At 69.5% G+C, this 24,817-nt stretch carries 25 protein-coding genes; 17 read left to right on the forward strand and 8 right to left on the reverse strand.

The features are described 5' to 3' along the window. Position 1 precedes the first annotated feature (1 nt). The 7 genes from tpiA (at position 2) to ACZ6MZ_RS29485 (ending at position 6,747) form a co-directional block, all read left to right on the forward strand. Positions 2-796: a triose-phosphate isomerase gene (tpiA, locus tag ACZ6MZ_RS29455; RefSeq protein WP_384183526.1), complete on the forward strand. Its 795-nt coding sequence runs from the start codon at positions 2-4 to the stop codon at positions 794-796. A 138-nt stretch (positions 797-934) separates the two neighbouring features. Next, the gene (gene secG, locus ACZ6MZ_RS29460; RefSeq protein ID WP_384183672.1) at positions 935-1,165 is read left to right on the forward strand and encodes a preprotein translocase subunit SecG; all 231 of its coding nucleotides are present in this window, start codon (positions 935-937) and stop codon (positions 1,163-1,165) included. Positions 1,166-1,332: 167 nt separating this feature from the next. Then, the gene (locus ACZ6MZ_RS29465) at positions 1,333-1,668 is read left to right on the forward strand and encodes an RNA polymerase-binding protein RbpA (protein WP_078615979.1); all 336 of its coding nucleotides are present in this window, start codon (positions 1,333-1,335) and stop codon (positions 1,666-1,668) included. A gap of 145 nt (positions 1,669-1,813) precedes the next feature. Further along, entirely contained in the window at positions 1,814-3,025 is a 1,212-nt protein-coding gene (locus ACZ6MZ_RS29470; RefSeq protein ID WP_469355383.1) for an MFS transporter, read from the forward strand. A 62-nt stretch (positions 3,026-3,087) separates the two neighbouring features. Beyond that, a complete protein-coding gene (gene pgi / locus ACZ6MZ_RS29475; RefSeq protein ID WP_469355412.1) occupies positions 3,088-4,740 on the forward strand; it encodes a glucose-6-phosphate isomerase in 1,653 nt (550 codons plus the stop codon). Positions 4,741-4,744: 4 nt separating this feature from the next. Next, entirely contained in the window at positions 4,745-5,242 is a 498-nt protein-coding gene (locus tag ACZ6MZ_RS29480) for a PH domain-containing protein (protein ID WP_469355385.1), read from the forward strand. Then, positions 5,239-6,747: a PH domain-containing protein gene (locus ACZ6MZ_RS29485; RefSeq protein WP_469355387.1), complete on the forward strand. Its 1,509-nt coding sequence runs from the start codon at positions 5,239-5,241 to the stop codon at positions 6,745-6,747. The genes ACZ6MZ_RS29480 and ACZ6MZ_RS29485 overlap by 4 nt, the downstream gene beginning before the upstream one ends. Before the next feature lie 71 nt (positions 6,748-6,818). Here ACZ6MZ_RS29485 and pgl read toward each other — a convergent pair whose 3' ends face one another. From pgl to tkt, 5 genes are read right to left on the reverse strand one after another with little or no spacing between them, the layout of a single operon-like run. Further along, entirely contained in the window at positions 6,819-7,601 is a 783-nt protein-coding gene (gene pgl / locus ACZ6MZ_RS29490) for a 6-phosphogluconolactonase (protein ID WP_469355388.1), read from the reverse strand. Further along, entirely contained in the window at positions 7,598-8,617 is a 1,020-nt protein-coding gene (gene opcA / locus ACZ6MZ_RS29495; RefSeq protein ID WP_389676793.1) for a glucose-6-phosphate dehydrogenase assembly protein OpcA, read from the reverse strand. The genes pgl and opcA overlap by 4 nt, the downstream gene beginning before the upstream one ends. Further along, positions 8,614-10,143 carry a glucose-6-phosphate dehydrogenase gene (gene zwf, locus ACZ6MZ_RS29500; RefSeq protein WP_384183509.1) on the reverse strand — a complete coding sequence of 510 codons (1,530 nt, stop codon included), beginning with the start codon at positions 10,141-10,143 and terminating at the stop codon, positions 8,614-8,616. Before zwf ends, opcA begins: the two co-directional genes overlap by 4 nt. A 4-nt stretch (positions 10,144-10,147) precedes the next feature. After that, a complete protein-coding gene (tal, locus tag ACZ6MZ_RS29505; RefSeq protein WP_469355391.1) occupies positions 10,148-11,266 on the reverse strand; it encodes a transaldolase in 1,119 nt (372 codons plus the stop codon). Positions 11,267-11,299: 33 nt separating this feature from the next. Next, a complete protein-coding gene (gene tkt, locus ACZ6MZ_RS29510; protein WP_469355393.1) occupies positions 11,300-13,375 on the reverse strand; it encodes a transketolase in 2,076 nt (691 codons plus the stop codon). A gap of 295 nt (positions 13,376-13,670) precedes the next feature. On the opposite strand from tkt, the gene ACZ6MZ_RS29515 reads away from it, so the two are divergent. Together ACZ6MZ_RS29515 and ACZ6MZ_RS29520 are read left to right on the forward strand one after the other, a co-directional pair. Further along, the gene (locus ACZ6MZ_RS29515; RefSeq protein ID WP_384331253.1) at positions 13,671-14,618 is read left to right on the forward strand and encodes a heme o synthase; all 948 of its coding nucleotides are present in this window, start codon (positions 13,671-13,673) and stop codon (positions 14,616-14,618) included. A 94-nt stretch (positions 14,619-14,712) separates the two neighbouring features. After that, positions 14,713-15,093 carry a hypothetical protein gene (locus ACZ6MZ_RS29520; RefSeq protein ID WP_389788178.1) on the forward strand — a complete coding sequence of 127 codons (381 nt, stop codon included), beginning with the start codon at positions 14,713-14,715 and terminating at the stop codon, positions 15,091-15,093. Positions 15,094-15,148: 55 nt separating this feature from the next. Here the strand turns inward: ACZ6MZ_RS29520 and ACZ6MZ_RS29525 are convergent, their stop codons facing one another. The 3 genes from ACZ6MZ_RS29525 to ACZ6MZ_RS29535 form a co-directional block, all read right to left on the reverse strand. Next, complete coding sequence (locus tag ACZ6MZ_RS29525; protein ID WP_389788176.1) at positions 15,149-16,117, reverse strand: COX15/CtaA family protein; 969 nt, start codon at positions 16,115-16,117, stop codon at positions 15,149-15,151. Between the two features lie 78 nt (positions 16,118-16,195). Beyond that, a complete protein-coding gene (locus ACZ6MZ_RS29530; RefSeq protein WP_469355396.1) occupies positions 16,196-16,963 on the reverse strand; it encodes an ABC transporter permease in 768 nt (255 codons plus the stop codon). Then, positions 16,960-17,943, reverse strand: a complete 984-nt coding sequence (locus ACZ6MZ_RS29535; protein ID WP_469355398.1) for an ABC transporter ATP-binding protein — start codon at positions 17,941-17,943, stop codon at positions 16,960-16,962. Before ACZ6MZ_RS29535 ends, ACZ6MZ_RS29530 begins: the two co-directional genes overlap by 4 nt. A 167-nt stretch (positions 17,944-18,110) precedes the next feature. Between ACZ6MZ_RS29535 and ACZ6MZ_RS29540 the strand changes: the two genes are divergently transcribed. The 8 genes from ACZ6MZ_RS29540 to ACZ6MZ_RS29575 all read left to right on the forward strand — a co-directional run bounded on the left by ACZ6MZ_RS29540 (position 18,111) and on the right by ACZ6MZ_RS29575 (position 24,688). Further along, positions 18,111-18,854, forward strand: a complete 744-nt coding sequence (locus ACZ6MZ_RS29540) for a helix-turn-helix transcriptional regulator (RefSeq protein ID WP_389788170.1) — start codon at positions 18,111-18,113, stop codon at positions 18,852-18,854. Next, positions 18,851-20,272, forward strand: a complete 1,422-nt coding sequence (gene sufB, locus ACZ6MZ_RS29545; RefSeq protein WP_384183484.1) for a Fe-S cluster assembly protein SufB — start codon at positions 18,851-18,853, stop codon at positions 20,270-20,272. Before ACZ6MZ_RS29540 ends, sufB begins: the two co-directional genes overlap by 4 nt. Before the next feature lie 74 nt (positions 20,273-20,346). After that, entirely contained in the window at positions 20,347-21,528 is a 1,182-nt protein-coding gene (gene sufD, locus ACZ6MZ_RS29550) for a Fe-S cluster assembly protein SufD (RefSeq protein ID WP_389788168.1), read from the forward strand. Next, complete coding sequence (locus tag ACZ6MZ_RS29555) at positions 21,528-21,845, forward strand: bifunctional 3-phenylpropionate/cinnamic acid dioxygenase ferredoxin subunit (RefSeq protein ID WP_384183479.1); 318 nt, start codon at positions 21,528-21,530, stop codon at positions 21,843-21,845. The genes sufD and ACZ6MZ_RS29555 overlap by 1 nt, the downstream gene beginning before the upstream one ends. 7 nt (positions 21,846-21,852) lie before the next feature. Beyond that, positions 21,853-22,617, forward strand: coding sequence for a Fe-S cluster assembly ATPase SufC (gene sufC / locus ACZ6MZ_RS29560; protein ID WP_384183476.1), 765 nt, complete (start codon positions 21,853-21,855; stop codon positions 22,615-22,617). Continuing rightward, on the forward strand, positions 22,614-23,870 hold the full coding sequence (locus ACZ6MZ_RS29565; protein WP_384183473.1) for a cysteine desulfurase: 1,257 nt from the start codon (positions 22,614-22,616) through the stop codon (positions 23,868-23,870). Before sufC ends, ACZ6MZ_RS29565 begins: the two co-directional genes overlap by 4 nt. Positions 23,871-23,888: 18 nt before the next feature. Beyond that, positions 23,889-24,353 carry a Fe-S cluster assembly sulfur transfer protein SufU gene (gene sufU, locus ACZ6MZ_RS29570; RefSeq protein WP_469355403.1) on the forward strand — a complete coding sequence of 155 codons (465 nt, stop codon included), beginning with the start codon at positions 23,889-23,891 and terminating at the stop codon, positions 24,351-24,353. Then, a complete protein-coding gene (locus ACZ6MZ_RS29575; protein ID WP_384183468.1) occupies positions 24,350-24,688 on the forward strand; it encodes a metal-sulfur cluster assembly factor in 339 nt (112 codons plus the stop codon). The genes sufU and ACZ6MZ_RS29575 overlap by 4 nt, the downstream gene beginning before the upstream one ends. The last annotated feature ends 129 nt before the right edge of the window (positions 24,689-24,817 follow it).

Below are 24,817 nucleotides of genomic sequence, written 5' to 3' on the forward strand. Positions count from 1 at the left end.
AATGGCTGCTTCATCAGAAAAGACCGGCCGCACCCCGCTGATGGCGGGCAACTGGAAGATGAACCTCAACCACCTCGAGGCCATCGCGCACGTCCAGAAGCTCGCCTTCGCGCTGGCGGACAAGGACTACGACGCCGTCGAGGTCGCCGTCCTGCCGCCCTTCACCGACCTGCGGTCCGTGCAGACCCTGGTCGACGGCGACAAGCTCAAGATCAAGTACGGCGCCCAGGACATCTCGGCGCACGAATCCGGTGCGTACACCGGTGAGATCTCGGGCGCCATGCTGGCGAAGCTCAAGTGCGGCTATGTGGCCGTCGGGCACTCCGAGCGGCGGCAGTACCACGCCGAGACGGACGAGATCTGCAACGCCAAGGTGAAGGCCGCGTACCGGCACGGCCTGACCCCGATCCTTTGTGTCGGCGAGGGCCTGGACATCCGCAAGGCGGGCGAGCAGGTCGCGTACACGCTGAGCCAGCTCGACGGCGGCCTCAAGGACATCCCGGCCGAGCAGGCCGAGTCCATCGTGATCGCGTACGAGCCGGTGTGGGCCATCGGCACCGGCGAGGTCGCCACCCCGGAGGACGCCCAGGAGGTCTGCGGTGCGATCCGCGGGCGGCTGGCCGAGCTGTACTCGCAGGAGCTGGCCGACCAGGTCCGCATCCAGTACGGCGGCTCGGTGAAGTCCGGGAACGTGGCCGCGATCATGGCCAAGCCCGATGTGGACGGCGCCCTGGTGGGCGGCGCGGCGCTGGACGCCGACGAGTTCGTCAAGATCGTCAGGTTCCGCGACCAGTGAGTATGCGGTAGCACGGATCCGTCGTACCCTTGCGGGGGCCGCGTGAGCATTTCCGGTTGTGTGTCACGGAAGATCTCGCCCGGTCCCCGCAGTCCGTCTCAGTCCCGTCAGTCCGAGGAAGTTGGTCCAGCCGTGGTTATGGGGTTCTCGATCGCCCTCATCATCTTCAGCCTGCTGATGATGCTGCTGGTGCTGATGCACAAGGGAAAGGGTGGCGGTCTCTCCGACATGTTCGGTGGCGGAATGCAGTCGTCGGTCGGTGGTTCCTCGGTCGCCGAGCGTAACCTCGACCGCATCACCGTGGTTGTCGGTCTGCTGTGGTTCGCGTGCATTGTCGTCCTTGGTCTGCTGTTCAAGCTGGACAGCTGACCACGCGTACGGCGCCGCGGGCGCGGCCTATCATGGGGTTCCGCGCCCCGCGGCAGGGGGTAACTCCCTTCACTGGACGCGCGTTGGGCCTTACGTAGACTGGGGCGCCTTGGCAGCGGAGCTGCCTATCGATGCTTTGCGGCACCATCACGCAGGGAGTTACGACCGTGGCAAGTGGCAACGCGATCCGGGGAAGCCGGGTCGGAGCGGGGCCGATGGGTGAGGCCGAGCGTGGCGAGTCCGCGCCGCGTCTGCGCATCTCCTTCTGGTGCTCCAACGGGCACGAGACGGTGCCGAGCTTCGCCAGTGACGCACAGGTTCCGGAGACGTGGGACTGCCCGCGCTGCGGTTTCCCGGCCGGCCAGGACCGGGACAATCCGCCGGACCCGCCGCGCACCGAGCCGTACAAGACGCATCTCGCCTATGTACGGGAACGGCGCAGCGACGCGGACGGCGAAGCGATCCTCGCTGAAGCACTCGCCAAACTGCGTGGCGAAATCTAGCCAACATGTTCCGGCCGGACTCCTCAAGGTGTCCGGTCGGATCGCTTTTATCCCGTACTGCCCCCTTTGGGCGCCTCCGGCGTCCGGGCCGCGTTGTCAGTGCCACCCCCTACGGTCATGAATCGGTCGACCGGAAGGGGTAGTTGTGACGGCTGTCGACGCTGTGGAGGTACGGGCACCCGCGTGGCGCGGGGGGTTCGGCCGGCTGTGGTCGGCCGCGGTCATCTCCCGGTTCGGTGACGCGCTGCGGGCGGCGGCCATGCCCCTGCTCGCCGCCTCGCTGACGGACGACCCGCTGCTGATCGCCTCGGTGACGGCCTGCGGCTATCTGCCCTGGCTGCTGTTCGGGCTGCTCGGCGGGGCGGTCGCGGACCGGGTCGACCAGCGGCGGGCGATGTGGGGCGTGGATCTGGTACGGGGCGCGCTGATGGCGGCCTTCGCGGTGGCCGTCGGCCTCGGCCAGGCGTCCATCGCCCTGTTGATCGCGCTCGCCTTCGTCCTCACCACCCTCCAGACCCTCTTCGACAACGCCGCCACGGCCCTGCTGCCCTCGCTGGTGCCGCCGCAGGCGCTCGGCAGCGCCAACGCCCGGCTGATGACCGGACAGCAGATCGCCAACGCCTTTCTCGCCGCGCCCCTGGTGCCGGTGCTGCTGCTCGCGGGCGCCGCCGTGCCGTACGCGGCCGACGCCGTCACCTATGGGGTGGCCGCGCTGCTGATCGGCTCGCTGCGGGCCGAGCCCCCGGCGCGGGCCCCGCGCAAGGCGGGCGCCACGCTGCGCGGGGAGATCGCCGAGGGAATGCGTGCCCTGTGGCGCGACCGGACGCTGCGCGGTCTCTGCCTGGCGACCACGCTCTGCAACATAGGGATGGGCGGTCTGATCGCGACCCTGGTCCTGCATGTCACGGGCTGGCTGGACGCGGGCACCAAGGGCTATGCCCTGACCCTCGCGGCCTACGGGATGGGGAGCGTGCTGGGCGGCCTGCTGGCCAAGCGGCTCTCCGAGCGGGTGGGGCGGGTGCGGAGCATTTTCCTCGCCGGGCTGGTCCAGACGGGCAGTCTGGTCGTGCTGGGGACGGTGCGTGAGACAGCGGCGGCGATCAGCTGTCTCGCGGTGTTCGGTGTCTTCGGGATGGTGTGGAACGTGAACCAGACGACCCTGATGCAGGAACGCAGCCCCGCGCACATGCTGGGCCGGATCAGCTCCGCCTTCCGCACCCTCGCCGTGGCCGGGGCGCCGTTCGGCGCGCTGCTGGGCGGTGTGGCGGCGGCCGGCTGGGGGCTCAATACCCCCGCCCTGCTGGCGGCCGGGCTGTTCGCGCTGGCCGTCGCGTCGTTGTCGGCGCTGATCAATTAAGTTGGTTCGGACAGCGGCGGCGCAGGCACGCAGGCACGAGAAGAAGTGGGCTGATGTCCGAGATGAACGCAGGAAGCCGTACCAGGCTCAACCGGATGCCCGAGTGGAGCGCACTGGGCAAGCACCGCGAGCAGCTGGGGGCGACGCAACTGCGGGAGCTGTTCGCCTCCGACGCGGCGCGCGGCACCGGCTACACCCTCCAGGCCGGCGACCTCCACCTGGACTACTCGAAGCATCTGGTGACGGACGAGACACTGGCGCTGCTGCGCGAGCTGGCCGCGGCCGCCGGGGTGACGGAGCTGCGGGACGCGATGTTCCGCGGCGAGAAGATCAACACCACCGAGGACCGCGCCGTGCTGCACGTCGCGCTGCGCGCCCCGCGTGACGCCGTCATCGAGGTGGACGGGGTGAACGTCGTGCCGGGGGTGCACGCCGTGCTCGACAAGATGAGCGCCTTCGCCGACAAGGTCAGGTCCGGCGAGTGGACCGGCCACACCGGCCGGCCCATCAAGAACGTGATCAATATCGGTATCGGCGGCTCCGACCTCGGTCCCGCGATGGCGTACGAATTCCTCCGGTCCTTCACCGACCGCGATCTGACGGTCCGTTTCGTCTCCAACGTCGACGGCGCCGATCTGCACGAGGCCGTCCGGGACCTGGACGCGGCCGAGACGTTGTTCATCATCGCCTCGAAGACCTTCACCACCATCGAGACCATCACCAACGCCACCTCCGCCCGCGACTGGCTGCTGACCGAGCTCCAGGACGGCCAGGAGGCCGTCGCCAAGCACTTCGTGGCGCTCTCCACGAACGCCGAGAAGGTCTCCGACTTCGGCATCGACACGGCCAACATGTTCGAGTTCTGGGACTGGGTCGGCGGGCGCTACTCGTACGACTCGGCGATCGGGCTCTCGCTGATGATCGCGATCGGCCCCGGCCGCTTCCGCGAGATGCTCGACGGCTTCCATCTCATCGACGAGCACTTCCGTACGGCTGCGCCCGAGGACAACGCCCCGCTGCTGCTCGGCCTGCTCGGCGTCTGGTACGGATCGTTCTTCGACGCCCAGTCGCACGCCGTCCTGCCGTACAGCCACTACCTGTCGAAGTTCACGGCCTATCTCCAGCAGCTGGACATGGAGTCCAACGGCAAGTCCGTGGACCGGGACGGCAACCCCGTCGACTGGCAGACCGGACCGGTGGTCTGGGGCACGCCGGGCACCAACGGGCAGCACGCGTACTACCAGTTGCTCCACCAGGGCACCAAGGTCATCCCGGCGGACTTCATCGGCTTCGCCCGGCCGGTCGACGATCTGTCACGCCGGCTGGTCGCGCAGCACGACCTGCTCATGGCCAACTTCTTCGCCCAGACCCAGGCGCTCGCCTTCGGCAAGACGCCCGAGGAGGTACAGGCCGAGGGGGTGCCCGAGGAGCTGGTGCCGCACAAGACGTTCCGCGGCAACCACCCGACCACCACCATCCTCGCCGAGAAGCTCACCCCGTCCGTCCTCGGCCAGCTGATCGCGCTGTACGAGCACAAGGTGTTCGTCCAGGGCGCCATCTGGAACATCGACTCCTTCGACCAGTGGGGCGTCGAGCTCGGCAAGGTCCTCGCCAGGAAGATCGAACCGGTGCTCACCGGCGACGAGGCCGGCGAGGGGCTGGACAGCTCGACCGCGGCGCTGGTCGCCACCTACCGCTCGATGCGCGGCCGCTGAACCGATGGGGGAGGGGATACGACGGCTGCGGCCGCCGAAGAACACGCTGGACGAGCGCGCCATCGGCTGGTGGCGCGCGCAGTGGCTGCTGCTGACCGTGATCCCCGTCGCCGTGCTGGCCGTGCTGGGGGCGCTCATCGCCCCCGCGCGGCTGTGGCTGCTGGTCCCCGCCGTGGTGCTGGCGGTGTTCGGGACGGCCTGCACGGCGCTCATACCCACGTGGTGGTTCCGGGTGCACCGCTGGGAGGTGACGGACGAGGCGGTCTATGTCCGCACCGGCTTCTTCTGGCAGGAGTGGCGGATCGCGCCGATGTCCCGGATCCAGACCGTGGACACCGTGCGCGGTCCGCTGGAGCAGCTGTTCAAGCTCTCCACCGTGATCGTCACGACCGCGTCCTCCAAGGGCGCGGTACGGATCGAGGGGCTCGACCACGAGCTGGCCGCGGAGCTGGCCGAGCAGCTCACCCGGATCACCCAGGCCACCCCGGGGGACGCCACATGAGCGGGGCGGCTGAGCCCGCGGAGCAGGAGTGGCGGCGGCTCGACCGGCGTACCCTCCTCGTCACCGCGGCGGTCATGGCGGGGGTCGTCCTGGGCGCGGGTGTACCGGCCGCCATCGGAATGGCGGGCGGCATGCCGCTCTGGAAGGCACTCGCCTGGGTGCTGGCCGGGGCCGTGGCGCTGATCGCCTGCGGTACGGGCGGGGACTACGTCCGCTGGCGACGCACCCGCTATCGCATAGGGCCCGAGCGGGCCGAGCTGCACACGGGCCTGTTCCTGGTCAGGCGCCGCTCACTGGCCCGCGAGCGGATCCGCAGCGTCGACCTGACGGCCCATCCCCTGCTCCGGGTGCTCGGCCTCGTGAAGGTCCGCATAGGCACCGGGGAACACTCCGGGGGTGAATCCACGCTGGAACTCGACCCCGTCACCCGGGCCGAGGGCGAGCGGCTGCGCACGGAGCTGCTCGACCGCACACCGGCGGCGCCCGGGGCGCACCGGGAATCCACGCTGGCCGTCCTTGACCCCGGCTGGATCCGCTACGCCCCGATATCCTTCCTCGCCCCGGCGCTCGGTGGCGCGGCGGCCGGCGGTCTGCTGCAGGTCAGCGAGTGGTTCGGCGCGCAGGCGCGGGTGATCCACTGGGTGGGCGACCGGTTCAGGGACACCCCTCTCGTCTGGATGATCCTGGTCCTCATGGCGGCGGCGGGGCTCGCCGGGGTCGTCGGCGCGCTCGGCCTGTGGATCGAGATGTGGTGGAACTACCGGCTGGAGCGGGAGCCGGGCGGCACCCTGCGGGTCCGCCGGGGGCTGCTCACCTCCCGTTCGGTCTCCATCGAGGAGCGGCGGCTGCGGGGCGTGGAGCTGGTCGAGCCGCTCGGCGTCCGGATGGCCGGGGCGGCCAGGCTGGACGCGGTCGCCACCGGCCTCGTCCAGGACGAGGAGGACCAGCACGCCGACCACAAGACCCTGCTGCCCGCCGCGCCGCGCGCGGTGGCGGACGCGGTGGCGGCGCGGGTCCTGCGCGAGCCCGCGTCCCCGCCGCACTCGGCCCGGCTGGCCCCGCACCCCCGCGCCGCCCGCGGCCGCAGGCTGCGCAGGGCCGTGGCCGCCGCACTGCTGCCGGCCGTCATCCTCACCGTCCTCGGGCTGCTGCTCACCGACGTCCTGCTGTACGTGGCGTCGGCGACCGCCGTGATCCTGCTGCCGGCGGCCGTCCTCCTCGCCCTCGACGCCTACCGCAGCCTGGGCCACGGCCTCAGCGGCTCCTATCTGGTCGCCCGCTCGGGGACGCTGCGCCGTACGACGGTCGCCCTCCAGCGCGGCGGCGTGATCGGCTGGACCGTCAGACAGTCGTACTTCCAGCGTCGCGCGGGCCTGCTCACGCTGACGGCGACCACGGCGGCCGGCGCGGGCGCGTACCACGTGTTCGACGCGGCGGAGGAAGAGGGCCTCAGCTTCGCGGAAGCGGCGGTCCCCGGCCTGCTGACGCCCTTCCTCGAAACCTGACGAGCACAAACGGCGCGGCCCGGACCGCCGGGGAGGCGAGCCGGGCCGCGTGCTGTCGTACCGCTGAGGCGTCAGGCGGACGCCGGGGGATAGAGGCCGCGGGGGAGGGCCGACGCCGCCGCCGCGTCCAGCAGCCACAGCGTGCGGCTGCGGCCGTAGGCGCCGGCGGCCGGGGCCTGGATCTCGCCCGCGCCCGACAGGGCGATCTCAGCGGCCTTCGCCTTGTCCTCGCCCGCCGCCAGCAGCCACACCTCGTGTGCCGCGCGGATCGCGGGCAGCGTGAGGGAGATACGGAGCGGCGGGGGCTTTGGGGCGCCGTGCACCGCGACCACCGTGCGTTCGGTCTCCCGTACGCCCGGCAGCTCCGGGAAGAGCGACGCCACATGGGTGTCCGGACCGACACCGAGCATCAGGACGTCGAAGCTCGGCACCTGCGCGTGGTCCTCCGGCCGGGACGCGGCGGCGAGTTCCGTGGCGTACGCGGCGGCCGCCGCCTCCACGTCGCTCCCGTACGCACCGTCCGAGGCCGGCATCACATGCACCCGCGACGGGTCGAGCGGCACCGAGTCGAGCAGTGCCTCCCGCGCCTGGGTGATGTTCCGCTCCGGATCGCCCTCCGGGAGGAAGCGCTCGTCGCCCCACCACAGATCCAGCCGCGACCAGTCGACCGCGTCACGCGCGGGCGCCGCCGACATCGCGGCCAGCAGCCCGTTGCCGTTGCGTCCGCCCGTCAGGACGACCGAGGCGGAGCCCCGGGCGGCCTGCGCGTCCACGATCTTCGTGATCAGCCGGGCCGCCGCGGCCTGCGCCATCAGCTCCTTGTCGCGGTGGACGACGAGTTGGGGAGCGCTCACTTCGAGGCCGCCTTCTTGGCCGGTGGCTTCTTCGCCGCGGCAGCGGCGGCCGGCGGGCCGGCCTTCGACGAAGCGGACGCCGGCTCCGATGCCTCACCCAGCCGGTGCACACCGAACCGCAGGACCGACGCGTAGGTGTCGTCCGGGTCCAGCCTGCGCAGCTCCTCCGCGATCAGCTCCGAGGTCTCGCGGCGCTTCAGCGCCACCGCCCGGTCCGGCTGCCCCTCGATGGCGAGAGTCGCCAGTGAGCCGTCCGCCCGGTCCAGCTTGATCGGCCCGCAGGTCGTCTCCATCCGTACGGCCGTGAGGCCAGGACCCGACGAGACGCCGCGCTTCACCGGTACCTTCAGCCGGCTCGCGAGCCACATGCCGAGCAGCTCGCAGCTCGGGTTGTGCTCCTCGCCCTCCACCTCCACCGAGGTGACCGCGCAGTCCACCTGGTCCAGGGCGGCCGCGACCATCGAGCGCCACGGCGTGATCCGGGTCCAGGCCAGATCCGTGTCGCCCGGGGTGTACGCGTCGGCGCGGGCCGTCAGCTCCTCGACGGGGTGCTCGGCGGCGTAGGTGTCCGTCACCCGGCGCTGCGCCAGCTTGCCCAGTGCGTCCGCCGCCGGGTTCACCGGCGCGTTCACCGGCCACCACACCACGACGGGAGCGTCGGGCAGCAGCAGCGGCAGCACCACCGACTGGGCGTGGTCCATGACCTCGCCGTACAGCCGCAGGACGACCGTCTCACCGGTGCCCGCGTCCACGCCCACCCGTACCTCGGCGTCGAGCCGGGGCTTGGCCCGGTCACGCGGCGAACGCGAGATGCGCTTGACGACGACGAGCTTCCTCGACGGATGCTCACGGGACGCCTCGTTGGCGGCCTTGAGCGCGTCGTACGCGTTCTCCTCGTCGGTGACGATGACCAGCGTGAGAACCATGCCGACGGCGGGGGTGCCGATCGCCCGGCGTCCCTGCACCAGTGCCTTGTTGATCTTGCTGGACGTGGTGTCCGTAAGGTCGATCTTCATGGCCGGCGCCAGCTCCGTCCGTCTCGTGCGAGCATCTCGTCCGCCTCGGCCGGACCCCAGGTCCCGGACTCGTACTGCGCGGGCTTGCCGTGCTTCTCCCAGTACTCCTCGATCGGGTCGAGGATCTTCCAGGAGAGCTCGACCTCCTCCACGCGCGGGAAGAGGTTGGAGTCGCCGAGCAGCACATCGAGGATGAGCCGCTCGTACGCCTCGGGGCTCGACTCCGTGAAGGACTCGCCGTAGGCGAAGTCCATCGAGACGTCCCGCACCTCCATCGAGGTGCCCGGCACCTTCGAGCCGAAGCGCATCGTCACGCCTTCGTCCGGCTGGACCCGGATGACCAGGGCGTTCTGTCCCAGTTCCTCCGTGGCCGTGTGGTCGAAGGGGGAGTGCGGGGCGCGCTGGAAGACGACCGCGATCTCGGTGACCCGGCGGCCGAGCCGCTTGCCGGTACGGAGATAGAACGGGACACCCGCCCAGCGGCGGTTGTCGATCTCCAGCTTCACCGCGGCGTAGGTGTCGGTCTTCGACGTGGCGTTGATCCCGTCTTCCTCCAGATAGCCGACGGCCTTCTCACCGCCCTGCCAGCCCGCCGCGTACTGCGCGCGCACCGTGTGGGCGCCGAGGTCCTTGGGCAGCCGTACGGCCCCCAGCACCTTGGTCTTCTCTGCGGCCAGCGCGTCCGCGTCGAAGGAGGCGGGCTCCTCCATCGCGGTCAGCGCGAGCAGCTGGAGCAGGTGGTTCTGGATGACGTCACGGGCGGCGCCGATGCCGTCGTAGTAGCCGGCGCGGCCGCCGATGCCGATGTCCTCGGCCATGGTGATCTGGACATGGTCGACGTACGACCGGTTCCAGATCGGCTCGAAGAGGGTGTTGGCGAACCGCAGCGCCAGAATGTTCTGGACGGTCTCCTTGCCCAGGTAGTGGTCGATCCGGAAGACCTCGTTGGACGGGAAGACCTCGTGGACGACCTTGTTGAGGTTCTGCGCGGACACCAGGTCGTGGCCGAACGGCTTCTCGATGACCGCGCGGCGCCAGGAGCCCTCCTTCTCGGCCAGCCCGTGCTTCTTGAGCTGCTTGACGACCTGGGGGAAGAACTTCGGCGGCACGGAGAGATAGAACGCGAAGTTGCCGCCGGTGCCCTGCGACTTGTCGAGCCCCTCGATCGTCGACTTCAGGTTCTCGAACGCGTCGTCGTCGTCGAAGTCGCCCTGGACGAAGCGCATCCCCTGGATGAGCTGCTGCCAGACCTCCTCGCGGAACGGGGTGCGCGCGTGCTCCTTGACGGCGTCGTGCACCTCCTGCGCGAAGTCCTCGTCCTTCCACTCGCGGCGGGCGAAACCGACGAGCGAGAAGCCCGGCGGCAGCAGACCACGGTTGGCCAGGTCATAGATGGCAGGCATGAGCTTTTTGCGGGACAAATCGCCCGTAACGCCAAAGATGACCAGGCCCGACGGCCCCGCGATACGCGGGAGCCGTCGGTCCGCGGCGTCACGGAGCGGGTTTGCTCCGTGGGTTGCGGTCAAGGGTTCAGCCCTCCGAAGGAGCGAGGCGCTTGAGCTCCGCCTCCGTCGACTTGAGCAGATCGGTCCAGGCCGTCTCGAACTTCTCGACGCCCTCGTCCTCCAGCAGCTGGACGACGTCGTCGTACGAGATCCCGAGCTTCTCGACGGCCTCGAGGTCGGCGCGCGCCTGGTCGTACGTGCCACGCACCGTGTCGCCCGTGATCGAGCCGTGGTCCGCCGTGGCGTCGAGCGTGGCCTCCGGCATGGTGTTCACCGTGTTGGGGGCCACCAGCTCGTCGACGTACATCGTGTCCTTGTACGCCGGGTCCTTCACACCGGTCGAGGCCCACAGCGGACGCTGCTTGTTGGCCTGCGCCCGGTCCAGGGCCGTCCAGCGGTCGCCGGAGAAGACCTCTTCGTACGCCTCGTACGCGAGGCGGGCGTTGGCCACGGCCGCCTTGCCGCGGGCCTCCTTGGCCTCGGGCGTGCCCAGCGCGTCGAGCCGCTTGTCGATCTCGGTGTCCACCCGGGACACGAAGAAGGACGCCACCGAGTGGATCTTCGAGAGGTCCAGGCCCGCGGCCTTGGCCTTCTCCAGACCGGTGAGGTAGGCGTCCATGACCTCGCGGTAGCGCGCCAGCGAGAAGATCAGCGTGACGTTGACGCTGATGCCGCGGGCGATGGTCTCGGTGATCGCCGGCAGACCGGCCTTCGTCGCCGGGATCTTGATGAGCGTGTTCGGGCGGTCCACCAGCCAGGCGAGCTGCTTGGCCTCGGCGATGGTCGCCGCCGTGCTGTGCGCCAGGCGCGGGTCGACCTCGATGGAGACCCGGCCGTCCTGGCCCTGCGTCGCGTCGAAGACCGGACGCAGGATGTCGGCGGCGTCACGGACGTCCGCCGTCGTGATCATGCGGACGGCTTCTTCGACGGTGACCCTGCGGGTGGCGAGGTCGGTGAGCTGGCTGTCGTAGCCGCTGCCCTGCGAGATCGCCTTCTGGAAGATCGACGGGTTGGTCGTGACGCCCACCACGTGCTGCTGGTCGATCAGTTCGGCGAGATTGCCGGACGTGATGCGCGTGCGCGAGAGGTCGTCGAGCCAGATCGCGACGCCTTCTTCGGAGAGGCGCTTGAGTGCGTCTGTCATGAGGTTTGCATCTCCTACTGTCGTATACGGGCGTCAGCGCGCTGACGCCGCAAGAGATTCCCGGGCTGCGGCGGCCACCGCGTCAGCGGTGAAGCCGAACTCGCGGAAGAGGACCTTGGCGTCCGCGGAAGCACCGAAGTGCTCCAGCGAGACGATGCGACCGGCCTCACCGACGAAGCGGTGCCAGGTGAGCCCGATCCCGGCTTCGACCGCCACCCGCGCCTTGACGGACGGCGGCAGCACCGAGTCCCGGTACCCCTGGTCCTGCTCCTCGAACCACTCCACCGACGGCATCGAGACCACCCGGGCCGCGATACCTGCGGCCTGGAGCTGCTCGCGCGCCTCCACGGCCAGCTGCACCTCGGAGCCCGTACCGATCAGCACGACCTCCGGTGTGCCGCCCTCGGCCTCGAACAGGACGTAACCGCCCTTGGCGGCATCCTCGTTGGCCTCGTACGTGGGCACGCCCTGGCGGGTGAGAGCCAGACCGTGCGGGGCGCCCTTGGCGTGCCGCTTGAGGATCTCGCGCCAGGCGATGGCCGTCTCGTTGGCGTCGGCCGGCCGGACGATGTTCAGACCCGGGATGGCACGCAGCGCCGAGAGCTGCTCGACCGGCTGGTGGGTCGGGCCGTCCTCGCCCAGACCGATGGAGTCGTGCGTCCAGACATAGGTGACGGGCACCTGCATCAGCGCCGCGAGCCGGACGGCCGGGCGCATGTAGTCGGAGAACACCAGGAAAGTGCCGCCGTAGATACGGGTGTTGCCGTGCAGCGCGATGCCGTTCATCGTCGAGCCCATGGCGTGCTCGCGGATGCCGTAGTGCACCGTGCGGCCGTAAGGGTCGGCCCCCGGCAGCGGGTTGCCCACCGGGAGGAACGACGACGTCTTGTCGATCGTCGTGTTGTTCGACCCCGCGAGGTCGGCGGAGCCGCCCCACAGCTCGGGGATGACCTCGCCGAGCGCCTGGAGGACCTTGCCGGACGCGGCGCGCGTCGCGACGGCCTTGCCGGTCTCGAAGGCGGGGAGCTTGTCCTCCCAGCCCGCGGGCAGTTCGCCCGCCCTGACCCGGTCGAAGGTGGCCGCGCGCTCCGGGTTGGCCGTACGCCACGCGGCGAACGTCTTCTCCCACGTGGCGCGCGTCTCGCGGCCGCGGTCGAGCGCCTCACGGGTGTGCGCGAGGACCTCGTCGGCGACGTCGAAGGACTTCTCCGGGTCGAAGCCGAGGACCTTCTTGGTGGCCGCGACCTCTTCGTCGCCGAGCGCCGAGCCGTGCGCGGCCTCGGTGTTCTGCGCGTGCGGGGCGGGCCAGGCGATGATCGAGCGGGCCGCGATGAAGGAGGGGCGCTCGGTCTCCGCCTGCGCGGCCCTCAGCGCCTTGTACAGACCGGCCGGGTCGAGGTCGCCGTTGGGCAGCTGCTCGACGCGCTGGACGTGCCAGCCGTACGCCTCGTACCGCTTGAGGGTGTCCTCGGAGACCGCGGTCTCCGTGTCGCCCTCGATCGAGATGTGGTTGTCGTCCCAGAGCAGGACCAGATTGCCCAGCTTCTGGTGGCCGGCCAGCGAGGACGCCTCGGCCGAGACACCCTCCTGAAGGCACCCGTCACCGGCGATGACCCAGACGGTGTGGTCGAAGGGGGAGGTGCCGGCCGCCGCGTCCGGGTCGTACATACCGCGCTCGTAGCGGGAGGCCATCGCCATGCCCACACCATTCGCGACACCCTGCCCGAGCGGGCCCGTGGTGGTCTCGACGCCGACGGTGTGTCCGTGCTCCGGGTGGCCCGGGGTCTTCGAACCCCAGGTGCGGAATGCCTCCAGATCAGACAGCTCCAGGCCGTAGCCGGCCAGGTAGAGCTGGATGTAGAGGGTCAGGGACGAGTGCCCCGCCGAGAGGATGAACCGGTCGCGGCCGGTCCACTGAGCGTCTGCCGGGTCGTGCCGCATGAGCTTCTGGAACAGTACGTAGGCGGCGGGCGCCAGGCTCATGGCCGTACCCGGATGGCCGTTGCCGACCTTCTGTACGGAATCCATGGCCAGGACGCGGGCAGTATCGACTGCCCTCCCGTCCAATTCGGTCCACTCGAGGTCTGTGGTGATCGGCTTGGTGCTCACCCTGAGTCAGGGCTCCTCTCCACATGATCGAATCCCGGTGTCTGAGGGCGCACCGGTTCGCTGTCGAGCCTACCCGCAGCCAACAGCCATCTTTCCGAGTGCGTTACCAGGGTGCGCCGCGTGTGCCGACTTCGCCTCCCGGCACGGTCTCGGGCCGTCCCGGGAGGGCCCTCAACACGACACCACCCCCGCGAAGAACGGCATCTGGGCAACGTCTAGAGTGGCGTGGTACGCGCAAGTCTTTACCCGGTCTTCACGCCGGGAGCTTGCTGGGATTTCTCTGTCAGGGGTGTGCGTGACGGCCGTCGAGTCCCGACCCGCAGGGGTCGTCTTGACTCCGAGCCCGGGGGGCCATCGGCCGTTCGGGGCCCGCGTCAAGGCATTCGTGGCGCTGACCAAGCCACGGATCATCGAGCTGTTGCTCATCACCACCGTGCCGGTGATGTTCCTGGCCGCTCAGAGCGTGCCGGACCTGTGGCTGGTGCTCACCACCTGTATCGGCGGTTATCTCTCCGCCGGTGGCGCCAACGCCCTGAACATGTACATCGACCGCGACATCGACGCCCTGATGGACCGTACGTCGCAGCGTCCCCTGGTCACCGGGATGGTCTCGCCCCGTGAGGGGCTGGTCTTCGGCCTCGCGCTGACCGTGATCTCGACGCTCTGGTTCGGATTCCTGGTCAACTGGCTTTCCGCGGCCCTTTCGCTGGGCGCGCTGCTCTTCTACGTCGTCGTCTACACGATGATTCTCAAGCGCCGTACCTCGCAGAACATCGTCTGGGGCGGTATCGCGGGCTGTATGCCGGTGCTGATCGGCTGGTCCGCGGTCACGAATTCGGTGTCCTGGGCCGCGGTCATTCTTTTCCTTGTCATCTTCTTCTGGACGCCGCCGCACTACTGGCCGCTGTCGATGAAGGTGAAGGAGGACTACGCGCGCGTCGGGGTGCCGATGCTCCCGGTCGTCGCGTCCAACCGGGTGGTGGCCCGCCAGATCGTCCTCTACAGCTGGGTGATGGTCGCCGTCTCGCTGCTGCTGACCCCGCTGGGCTACACCGGCTGGTTCTACACGGCGGTGGCGCTGGTGGCCGGCGGCTACTGGCTCTGGGAGGCGCACGGACTCCAGTCGCGCGCCAAGGCCGGGGAGAGCGGCGGCAAGCTCAAGGAGATGCGGCTGTTCCACTGGTCCATCACCTATGTCTCGCTGCTCTTCGTGGCGGTGGCGGTGGATCCCTTCCTGCGGTAACCGCCGGGAGACAGACATCGCGGGCGGGGTGCGTGGCCGAGGCCACGTGCCCCGCCCGTCGCTTATTGATCTACCCGTCGGTAGCATCCCGTTCATGGCAGAGATCGAGCAGGTCGACCAGAGCGACGAGAACAGCGACGAGAACAAGGACCGGTCCCGGCGGGAGGCGCGCGACGAGCGCAGGGCCGCCCGGCTAGCGAAGCAGATCGGTGCCTTCACCAAGCGGCACGGCGGCGCCGAGGGGCAGCTCGCGTACCTCGGACAGGCGGGCACCCGCATCGTGCTCGTCGGGGAGGACGGCCACTGGGGCGATCTCGTCGCTCCCTCGCACGCCCTCGCCAAGAACGCCGCCGAGAAGGCGGGGCTCACCCTGCACGAGTCCTTCGACGGGGAGTTCGCGGCCAAGGTGCGCACCGGGCCGTACGAGTGGAGCCGGATGGCCGGCATCCAGGTCGGCGGCCGCGCCCACAGCTGACGGGCCGCCCCTGAGGCTGTCGGACGACTGTCGGATGCTGACAGCGCTACGGCTGTCAGACGGTGGACAGCGCCGTGTCCGACTGCGCGGGGATCTCCGCCGTGGTCCGCGGCCGCTCGCGCAGGCTCATCGCCACCCGAAGGACGGAGATCCACACCAGGCAGGAGCCGAACATGTGGGCGCCGACCAGGACTTCGGGGAGATCGGTGAAGAACTGCACATAGCCGATGGCGCCCTGGGCGAGCAGGACCAGCAGCAGGTCGCGGGCGCGCGCCCGGGTGTCGAGGGGGGCGTCCACCACGCGCAGGACCAGCCACATCGCCAGGGCCAGCGCGCAGACGATCCAGGCGAACACCGCGTGCACATGGGCGGCGGTGGCCCAGTCGAACGGCATCCTGGGGACATCGCTGCTGTCGCCCGCGTGCGGTCCTGAGCCCGTCACCGTCGTACCCGCCGCGATCAGTACCACCGAGGCGACGACGAGCGCCCAGGACAGCTTGCGCACGGGGCGCGGGACGCGCGGGCGTGCGGCGCCGTCGCCCTCGCGGGTGCGCAGCCAGGTCAGGGTGGTGACGGTGAGCAGGCCGGTGGCGAGGACGAAGTGGCCCGCCACGGTCCAGGGGTTGAGCCCCATCCACACGGTGACGCCGCCGATGACGGCATTGCCCATCACGATCCAGAACTGCGACCAGGCGAGCCGGGTCAGTCCGCGCCGCCGGGGCTTGGTGGAGCGCGCCGCGATGATCGCCCAGCCGACCGCCGCGCACAGGACGTACGTCAGCATCCGGTTGCCGAACTCGATCGCGCCGTGCAGCCCCTGTTCCGGTGTGGCGAAGAGGCTGTCGTCCGTGCACTTGGGCCAGGTGTCGCAGCCGAGGCCGGAACCGGTCAGCCGGACCGCGCCGCCGGTGATGATGATCAGCACGCTCATCAGGACGGCGCCGAGCGCGGCGCGCTGGAGCGTACGGGGGGACGGCGTCCAGCGCTGGGCGATGTAGGCGAGGGGGGTCAGCACGGCAACCATGGTAGGCGCGAGCTTGTGCAGGTTTTCACGAGGGGTACGTATGCCGCGTCTCCACGGCCACGGAGGCCCGTTTCCCGCCTACTCCCAGCGGAAGAACACACCTGCCGCGCCGAGGCCGGCGGCGGCCCAGACGGTGAGGACGCCCAGGTCGCCCCAGGGCATCGCCGCGCCGTGCTGGAGGACGTCCCGCAGCCCGTCGGAGAGCGCCGAGATCGGCAGCAGCCCGAGCACCGACTGCGCCGCGTCCGGGAACCTGTCCAGCGGCACGATCACTCCGCCGCCCACCAGGAGCAGCAGGAAGACCAGGTTCGCGGCGGCGAGGGTCGCCTCGGCCCTGAGCGTCCCGGCCATCAGCAGGCCGAGCCCGGAGAAGGCCGCGGTGCCCAGCACGAGCAGCAGCAGGACGGCGAAGGGGTTGCCGTGCGGCGACCAGCCGAGCGCGAAGGCGATCACCGTCAGCAGCGCGATCTGGAGCACTTCGGTGACCAGCACGGACAGCGTCTTGGCGGTCATCAGGGCCCAGCGCGGCAGTGGCGAGGCGGCGAGCCGCTTGAGCACTCCGTACCGCCGCTCGAAGCCGGTGGCGATGGCCTGGCCGGTGAACGCCGTGGACATCACGGCCAGCGCGAGGACACCGGGGGCCAGGAAGTCCACCGCCTTGTCGGTGCCGGTGTCGATGATGTCGACCGTCGAGAACAGCACCAGCAGCAGCGACGGGATGATCACGGTCAGCAGCAGCTGTTCGCCGTTGCGCAGCAGCAGCTTCGTCTCGAACGCCGTCTGCGCCGTGATCATGCGGAGCAGCGGGGCGGCGCCGGGCGCCGGGGCGTACGTACCGGTGCTCATGAACGCAGCTCCCTGCCGGTCAGTTCGAGGAAGACGTCCTCCAGGGTGTGCCGCTCGACGGAGATGCCGTCCGGCATCACGCCGTGCTGTGCGCACCAGGAGGCCACCGTGGCCAGCAGCTGCGGATCGACCGTGCCGCCGATCCGGTACGCGCCCGACGCCGGCTCGTCGGCCGTGCTGCCGTGGGGCAGCGCCTTCAGCAGCGAGCCGAGGTCGAGCCCGGGGCGCCCGGTGAAGCGCAGGGTGTTCTCCGCGCCGTCGCGGCACAGCTCCTCGGGGCTGCCCTGGGCGATGACCTTGCCGGCGTCGATGATCACGACATCGTCGGCCAGCGCCTCGGCCTCGTCCATGAAATGCGTGGTCAGTACCGTGCCCACGCCGTCGGCGCGCAGCTCGCGCACGAGATCCCAGGTGGAGCGGCGGGCCTGCGGGTCGAGCCCGGCGGTCGGTTCGTCCAGGAAGACCAGTTCGGGGCGGCCGACGACGGCCAGGGCGAGCGCGAGCCGCTGCTGCTGGCCGCCGGAGAGCCGCCGGTAGGTGGTACGGCCGCAGCCGCCCAGGCCGAGCCGCTCGATCAGGGCGTCCACATCGAGCGGGCGCGCGTGCAGCCGGGCCATGTGGCGGAGCATCTCGTCGGCGCGCGCGCCGGAGTACACGCCACCCGACTGGAGCATCACGCCGATACGGGGGCGGAGCCGGGCGGCGTCGGCGACGGGGTCGAGACCGAGGACGCGTACGGTGCCCGCGTCGGGTCTGCGGTAGCCCTCGCACATCTCGACCGTGGTGGTCTTGCCCGCTCCGTTGGGGCCGAGGACGGCGGTGACCGTACCGGCGCGGACCACCAGATCCAGGCCGTCCACGGCGGCCTTGCCCCTGTAGCGCTTGACCAGGCCCCGGATCTCCACGACGGGCTCTCCGGGGGTCCGGCCCGCGGCGGTGCCGCTTTCGGGCAGGGAATCACCCGGGAGGTCGCTGTACATGCCGGGAAGTCTAGGCAGCGCCGCGAGGGCCCCGGTCCGCGGGGGCGAAAGGGGCGGTCAGCACGGGTGGAACGCGCCTTATTAGGTAACCCTTAGTGATGGAGCGCACGGTGACCTGCGCCGGACGACGGTTGTCACGGTCGGAGGAATTACGCAACAATGGCGTTGTGAAATACGTTGGCGAGGCTCCCCAGGAGGAACTCGCGACCGGCGAGCACTCGACTCGCAACCGGGTCGCGCGCTCCATCCTGGACCACGGCCCGTCCACCGTCTCCGAGCTGGCGGGGCGCCTCGGCCTGACCCAGGCCGCCGTCCGCCGTCATCTCGACACCCTCGCCGCCGATTCCGTGGTGGAACCGCGCGACCAGCGTGTCTACGGCTCGCGTGGCCGCGGCCGCCCCGCCAAGGTGTTCGTCCTGACCGACTGCGGCCGGGACGCCTTCGATCAGTCCTACGACCAGCTCGCCGCCGACGCCCTGCAGTGGATCGCCCGGGCGGCCGGCGGCGGAGAGCGGGGCGAGGCGGCCGTCGCCGCCTTCGCCCGCGCCCGGATCGCCGCCCAGGCCGGGGCCTACCGCGAGGCGGTCGAGGCCGCCGAGCCCGGGAAGCGTACCGAGGCACTCGCCAAGGCGCTGAGCACCGACGGGTACGCTGCTACGGCGCGTAGCGCGCCCAACCAGCAGGGCGAGCAGCTCTGCCAGCACCACTGCCCGGTCGCGCATGTCGCCGAGCAGTACCCCCAGCTGTGCGAGGCGGAGACGGAATTCTTCTCCCAGCTGCTCGGGACGCATGTGCAGCGGCTGGCCACCATCGCGCACGGTGACGGGGTCTGCACGACATTCATTCCCCGTGCCACCCCACAGACCACCCATCACGCATCTGCAAGCACAGCCGGGAGGAACCCCGAATGACGCTCCCCACGGAGACTGCCCATCCTGAGCTCGAGGGTCTGGGCACGTACGAATTCGGCTGGGCCGACTCCGACGCGGCCGGCGCCGCTGCCAAGCGCGGTCTCTCCGAGGCTGTCGTCCGCGACATCTCGGAGAAGAAGAACGAGCCGGAGTGGATGCTGAAGCTGCGGCTCAAGGGTCTGCGCCTGTTCGACAAGAAGCCCATGCCCAACTGGGGCTCGGACCTGTCGGGCATCGACTTCGACAACATCAAGTACTTCGTACGGTCCACCGAGAAGCAGGCCGCTTCCTGGGAGGAACTGCCGGAGGACATCAAGAACACGTACGACAGGCTCGGCATCCCCGAGGCGGAGAAGCAGCGTCTCGTCGCCGGTGTCGCCGCGCAGTACGAGTCCGAGGTCGTCTACCACCAGATCCGCGAGGACCTGGAGGAGCAGGGCGTCATCTTCCTGGACACCGACACGGCGCTCAAGCAGCACCCGGAGCTGTTCCAGGAGTACTTCGGCACGGTCATCCCGGTCGGCGACAACAAGTTCGCCTCGCTGAACTCGGCCGTGTGGTCCGGCGGATCGTTCATCTATGTGCCGAAGGGTGTGCGCGTCGACATCCCGCTCCAGGCCTACTTCCGTATCAACACGGAGAACATGGGCCAGTTCGAGCGGACGCTGATCATCGTCGACGAGGACGCCTACGTCCACTACGTCGAGGGCTGTACCGCCCCGATCTACTCCTCGGACTCGCTGCACAGCGCCGTGGTCGAGATCATCGTCAAGAAGGGCGCGCGCTGCCGCTACACGACCATCCAGAACTGGTCGAACAACGTCTACAACCTGGTCACCAAGCGCGCCGTGGCGTACGAGGGCGCGACCATGGAGTGGGTCGACGGCAACATCGGCTCCAAGGTCACCATGAAGTACCCGGCCGTCTACCTGATGGGCGAGCACGCCAAGGGCGAGACCCTGTCCATCGCCTTCGCGGGCGAGGGCCAGCACCAGGACGCCGGCGCCAAGATGGTCCACATGGCCCCGAACACCTCGTCGAACATCGTCTCCAAGTCGGTGGCGCGCGGTGGCGGCCGTACCTCGTACCGCGGTCTGATCGAGATCGGCGAGGGCGCCGCGGGCTCCAAGTCCAACGTGCTCTGTGACGCGCTGCTGGTCGACACCATCTCGCGCTCCGACACCTACCCGTACGTGGACGTCCGCGAGGACGACGTGTCCATGGGCCACGAGGCGACCGTCTCCAAGGTCTCCGAGGACCAGCTCTTCTATCTGATGAGCCGCGGTCTCTCCGAGTTCGAGGCGATGGCGATGATCGTGCGCGGCTTCGTCGAGCCGATCGCCAAGGAACTGCCCATGGAGTACGCGCTGGAGCTCAACCGGCTGATCGAGCTGCAGATGGAAGGCTCCGTCGGCTGACCCGGCTCGACACGCCCTTCCCCAGCAGCGACCGTTTTCTTACGCAGAGGCAGAGAGAGAGCACGACGACAGCCATGGCTGAGGCTCAGAACATTCCGGCGGGTTCCACCACCGCCGGGTCGATCGCGGTGGCCGCCGAGTCCACCGTCGCCACGCGCATGAGCGCGCCCCCCTCCTTCGACGTCGCGGACTTCCCCGTCCCGCACGGCCGTGAGGAGGAGTGGCGGTTCACGCCGCTGGAGCGGCTGCGCGGTCTGCACGACGGCACCGCCGTCGCGGTGGACGGCAGCGTCACGATCGAGGTGACCGCCCCCGAGGGCGTCATCGTCGAGACCGTCGGCCGTGACGACGCACGCGTCGGCAAGGCCGGTACGCCGGTGGACCGGGTCGCCGCCCAGGCGTACTCCTCCTTCGAGAAGGCCTCGGTCGTCTCGGTGCCCAAGGAGACGGTGCTGAGCGAGCCGATCCGGATCGCCGTCCACGGCGAGGGCGGGACCGCCTATGGCCACCAGATCATCGAGCTGGGAGCCTTCGCCGAGGCGGTCGTGGTCATCGACCACACCGGCGACGCGGTGATCGCCGGTAACGTCGACTACCTCATCGGCGACGGCGCCAAGCTGACCGTCGTCTCCGTCCAGGACTGGGACGACAAGGCCGTCCATGTCGCCCAGCACAACGCGCTGGTCGGCCGGGACGCCTCCTTCAAGTCGATCGTGGTCACCTTCGGCGGCGATCTCGTACGGCTCCAGCCGCGCGTCCAGTACGCCGCCCCCGGCGGTGAGGCCGAGCTGCTCGGCCTCTACTTCACCGACCGCGGCCAGCACCAGGAGCACCGCCTCTTCGTCGACCACAACGCCCCGCACTGCAAGTCCAACGCCGCGTACAAGGGCGCGCTGCAGGGCATCGACGCGCACGCCGTATGGATCGGCGATGTGCTCATCCGCGCCTCGGCCGAGGGCACCGACACCTACGAGATGAACCGGAACCTGGTCCTCTCGGACGGCGCGCGGGTCGACTCCGTGCCGAACCTGGAGATCGAGACCGGTGAGATCGCCGGCGCCGGCCACGCCTCGGCCACCGGCCGGTTCGACGACGAGCAGCTCTTCTATCTGATGGCCCGCGGCATTCCGGAGACCGAGGCCCGCCGCCTCGTCGTCCGGGGCTTCTTCGCCGAGCTGGTCCAGCAGATCGGTCTGCCGGACGTCGAGGAACGCCTGCTGGCCAAGATCGAGGCGGAGCTGGAGGCATCGCTCTGATGGCCTTCGTCCGTGTCTGTGGGCTGGGCGAGCTGGAGGAGGACACCCCGAAGCGGGTGGAACTCGACGGCACGCCGGTCTCCATCGTCCGTACCGAGGGCGAGGTGTTCGCGATCAACGACATCTGCTCGCACGCGAATGTGTCGCTGTCGGAGGGCGAGGTCGAGGACTGCATGATCGAATGCTGGTTGCACGGCTCCAGCTTCGACCTCCGTACCGGTAAACCGTCCGGTCTTCCCGCGACGCGCCCCGTCCCCGTATACCCCGTAAAGATCGAAGGGGACGATGTGCTCGTCTCCGTCACCCAGGAGTCCTGAGTCACCCATGGCAACGCTTGAAATCCATGACCTGCACGTCTCCGTCGAGGCCGAGCACGGCGCCCGCGAGATCCTCAAGGGCGTCGACCTGACCGTCAAGCAGGGCGAGACGCACGCCATCATGGGCCCCAACGGCTCCGGCAAGTCGACCCTCGCCTACTCCCTCGCGGGCCACCCCAAGTACACGATCACCGGTGGCACCGTGACGCTGGACGGCGAGGACGTCCTGGCGATGACCGTCGACGAGCGCGCCCGCGCCGGCCTCTTCCTCGCGATGCAGTACCCGGTCGAGGTCCCCGGCGTCTCGGTCTCCAACTTCCTGCGCACCTCCGCCACCGCCGTCCGCGGCGAGGCCCCCAAGCTGCGTACGTGGGTGAAGGAGGTCAGGGAGACCATGGAGCGCCTCCAGATGGACCCCGCCTTCGCCGAGCGGAACCTGAACGAGGGCTTCTCCGGCGGTGAGAAGAAGCGCCACGAGATCCTCCAGCTCGAACTGCTCAAGCCCAGGATCGCGATCCTCGACGAGACCGACTCCGGCCTCGACGTCGACGCGCTGCGCGTCGTCTCCGAGGGCGTCAACCGCGTCCGGGAGACCGGCGAGGTCGGCACCCTGCTGATCACGCACTACACGCGGATTCTCCGCTACATCAAGCCCGACTTCGTGCATGTCTTCGCACAGGGCCGCATCGCCGAGTCCGGCGGCGCGGAGCTGGCCGACAAGCTGGAGAACGAGGGCTACGAGGCATACGCGAAGGGTGGCGTCACGGCGTGACACAGTTGCCGGGCCTTCTCGACACCGAGGCGATCCGCAAGGACTTCCCCCTGCTGGATCGTGTGGTCCACGACGGGAAGAAGGTCGTTTACCTGGACAACGCGGCGACCTCGCAGAAGCCGCGCCAGGTGCTCGACGCCCTCAACGAGTACTACGAGCAGCACAACGCCAATGTCCACCGTGGCGTGCATGTGCTCGCCGAGGAGGCCACGGCGCTGTACGAAGGCGCCCGTGACAAGGTCGCCGCCTTCATCAACGCGCCCAGCCGCGATGAGGTGATCTTCACCAAGAACGCCTCCGAGTCGCTCAACCTCGTCGCCAACATGCTCGGCTGGGCGGACGAGCCGTACCGGGTGGACCACGAGACCGAGATCGTCATCACGGAGATGGAGCACCACTCCAACATCGTGCCGTGGCAGCTGCTCTCGCAGCGCACCGGCGCGAAGCTGAAGTGGTTCGGCCTCACCGACGACGGCCGGCTCGACCTGTCCCACATCGACGAGGTCATCACGGAGAAGACGAAGATCGTCTCCTTCGTACTGGTCTCCAACATCCTGGGCACGGTCAACCCGGTCGAGGCGATCGTCCGGCGGGCGCAGGAGGTCGGCGCGCTGGTGCTGATCGACGCCTCGCAGGCCGCCCCGCACATGACGGTCGACGTGCAGGCCCTCCAGGCCGACTTCGTGGCCTTCACCGGCCACAAGATGTGCGGTCCGACCGGCATCGGGGTCCTCTGGGGCCGGCAGGAGCTGCTGGAGGACCTGCCGCCGTTCCTGGGCGGTGGCGAGATGATCGAGACCGTGTCGATGCACTCGTCGACCTACGCTCCGGCGCCGCACAAGTTCGAGGCGGGTACGCCCCCGATCGCCCAGGCCGTCGGCCTCGGCGCGGCCGTGGACTATCTCTCCGCGATCGGCATGGACGCCATCGCCGCGCATGAGCACGCGATCACCGCGTACGCGGTGAAGCGGCTGCTGGAGGTCCCGGACCTCAGGATCATCGGCCCGGCCACGGCCGAGGACCGCGGCGCCGCGATCTCCTTCACGCTCGGGGACATCCATCCGCACGATGTGGGGCAGGTGCTCGACGAGCAGGGCATCGCGGTCCGGGTCGGCCACCACTGCGCGCGGCCGGTCTGCCTGCGGTACGGAATTCCCGCGACCACGAGGGCGTCTTTCTATCTGTACTCCACTCCCGCCGAGGTCGACGCTCTGGTCGAGGGGCTGGAGCACGTCCGTAACTTCTTCGGATGAGGACTTGAGAGGCTGTCCGTGAAGCTGGATTCGATGTACCAGGACGTCATCCTGGACCACTACAAGCACCCGCACGGGCGCGGTCTGCGGGACGGCGACGCCGAGGTGCACCACACCAACCCCACCTGCGGTGACGAGATCACCCTGCGGGTGCGGTACGAGGGTTCGCTGATCGCGGATGTCTCGTACGAGGGCCAGGGCTGCTCGATCAGCCAGGCCAGCGCATCCGTACTGAACGAACTCCTGGTCGGCAAGGAGCTGGCCGAGGCGCAGAAGATCCAGGGCACCTTCCTGGAGCTGATGCAGTCCAAGGGGCAGATCGAGCCGGACGACGCCATGGAGGAGGTGCTGGAGGACGCGGTCGCGTTCGCCGGCGTCTCGAAGTACCCCGCCCGCGTCAAGTGCGCTCTGCTGAGCTGGATGGCGTGGAAGGACGCGACGGCCCAGGCTCTGGGCGGCAGCGCGACGAAGGAGACGGCATGAGCGAGAACGAGACCGTGACCATGAAGCCGGCCTCGGAGGACGAGGTCCGCGAGGCGCTGTACGACGTCGTAGACCCCGAGCTGGGCATCGATGTCGTCAACCTCGGTCTGATCTACGGCATCCACATCGACGATTCCAATATCGCCACCCTGGACATGACCCTGACGTCCGCGGCCTGTCCGCTGACCGATGTGATCGAGGACCAGGCGAAGTCGGCGACGGACGGCATCGTCAGCGAACTCAAGATCAACTGGGTCTGGATGCCGCCGTGGGGACCGGACAAGATCACGGACGACGGCCGCGAGCAGCTGCGCGCGCTGGGCTTCAACGTCTGAGCTGACGCTCACGAAAGGGCCCCACGACCGACCGGGCGGTTTCTAGGGGTTGTTGCAACACGTGGTTGGTCTGATCGGGCCGCGAGTAGTTTTTGCAGGCGCTCGGCTGGGGTTTCCCAGCCGAGCGTT

The organism is Streptomyces sp. NPDC042201, assembly GCF_055582185.1.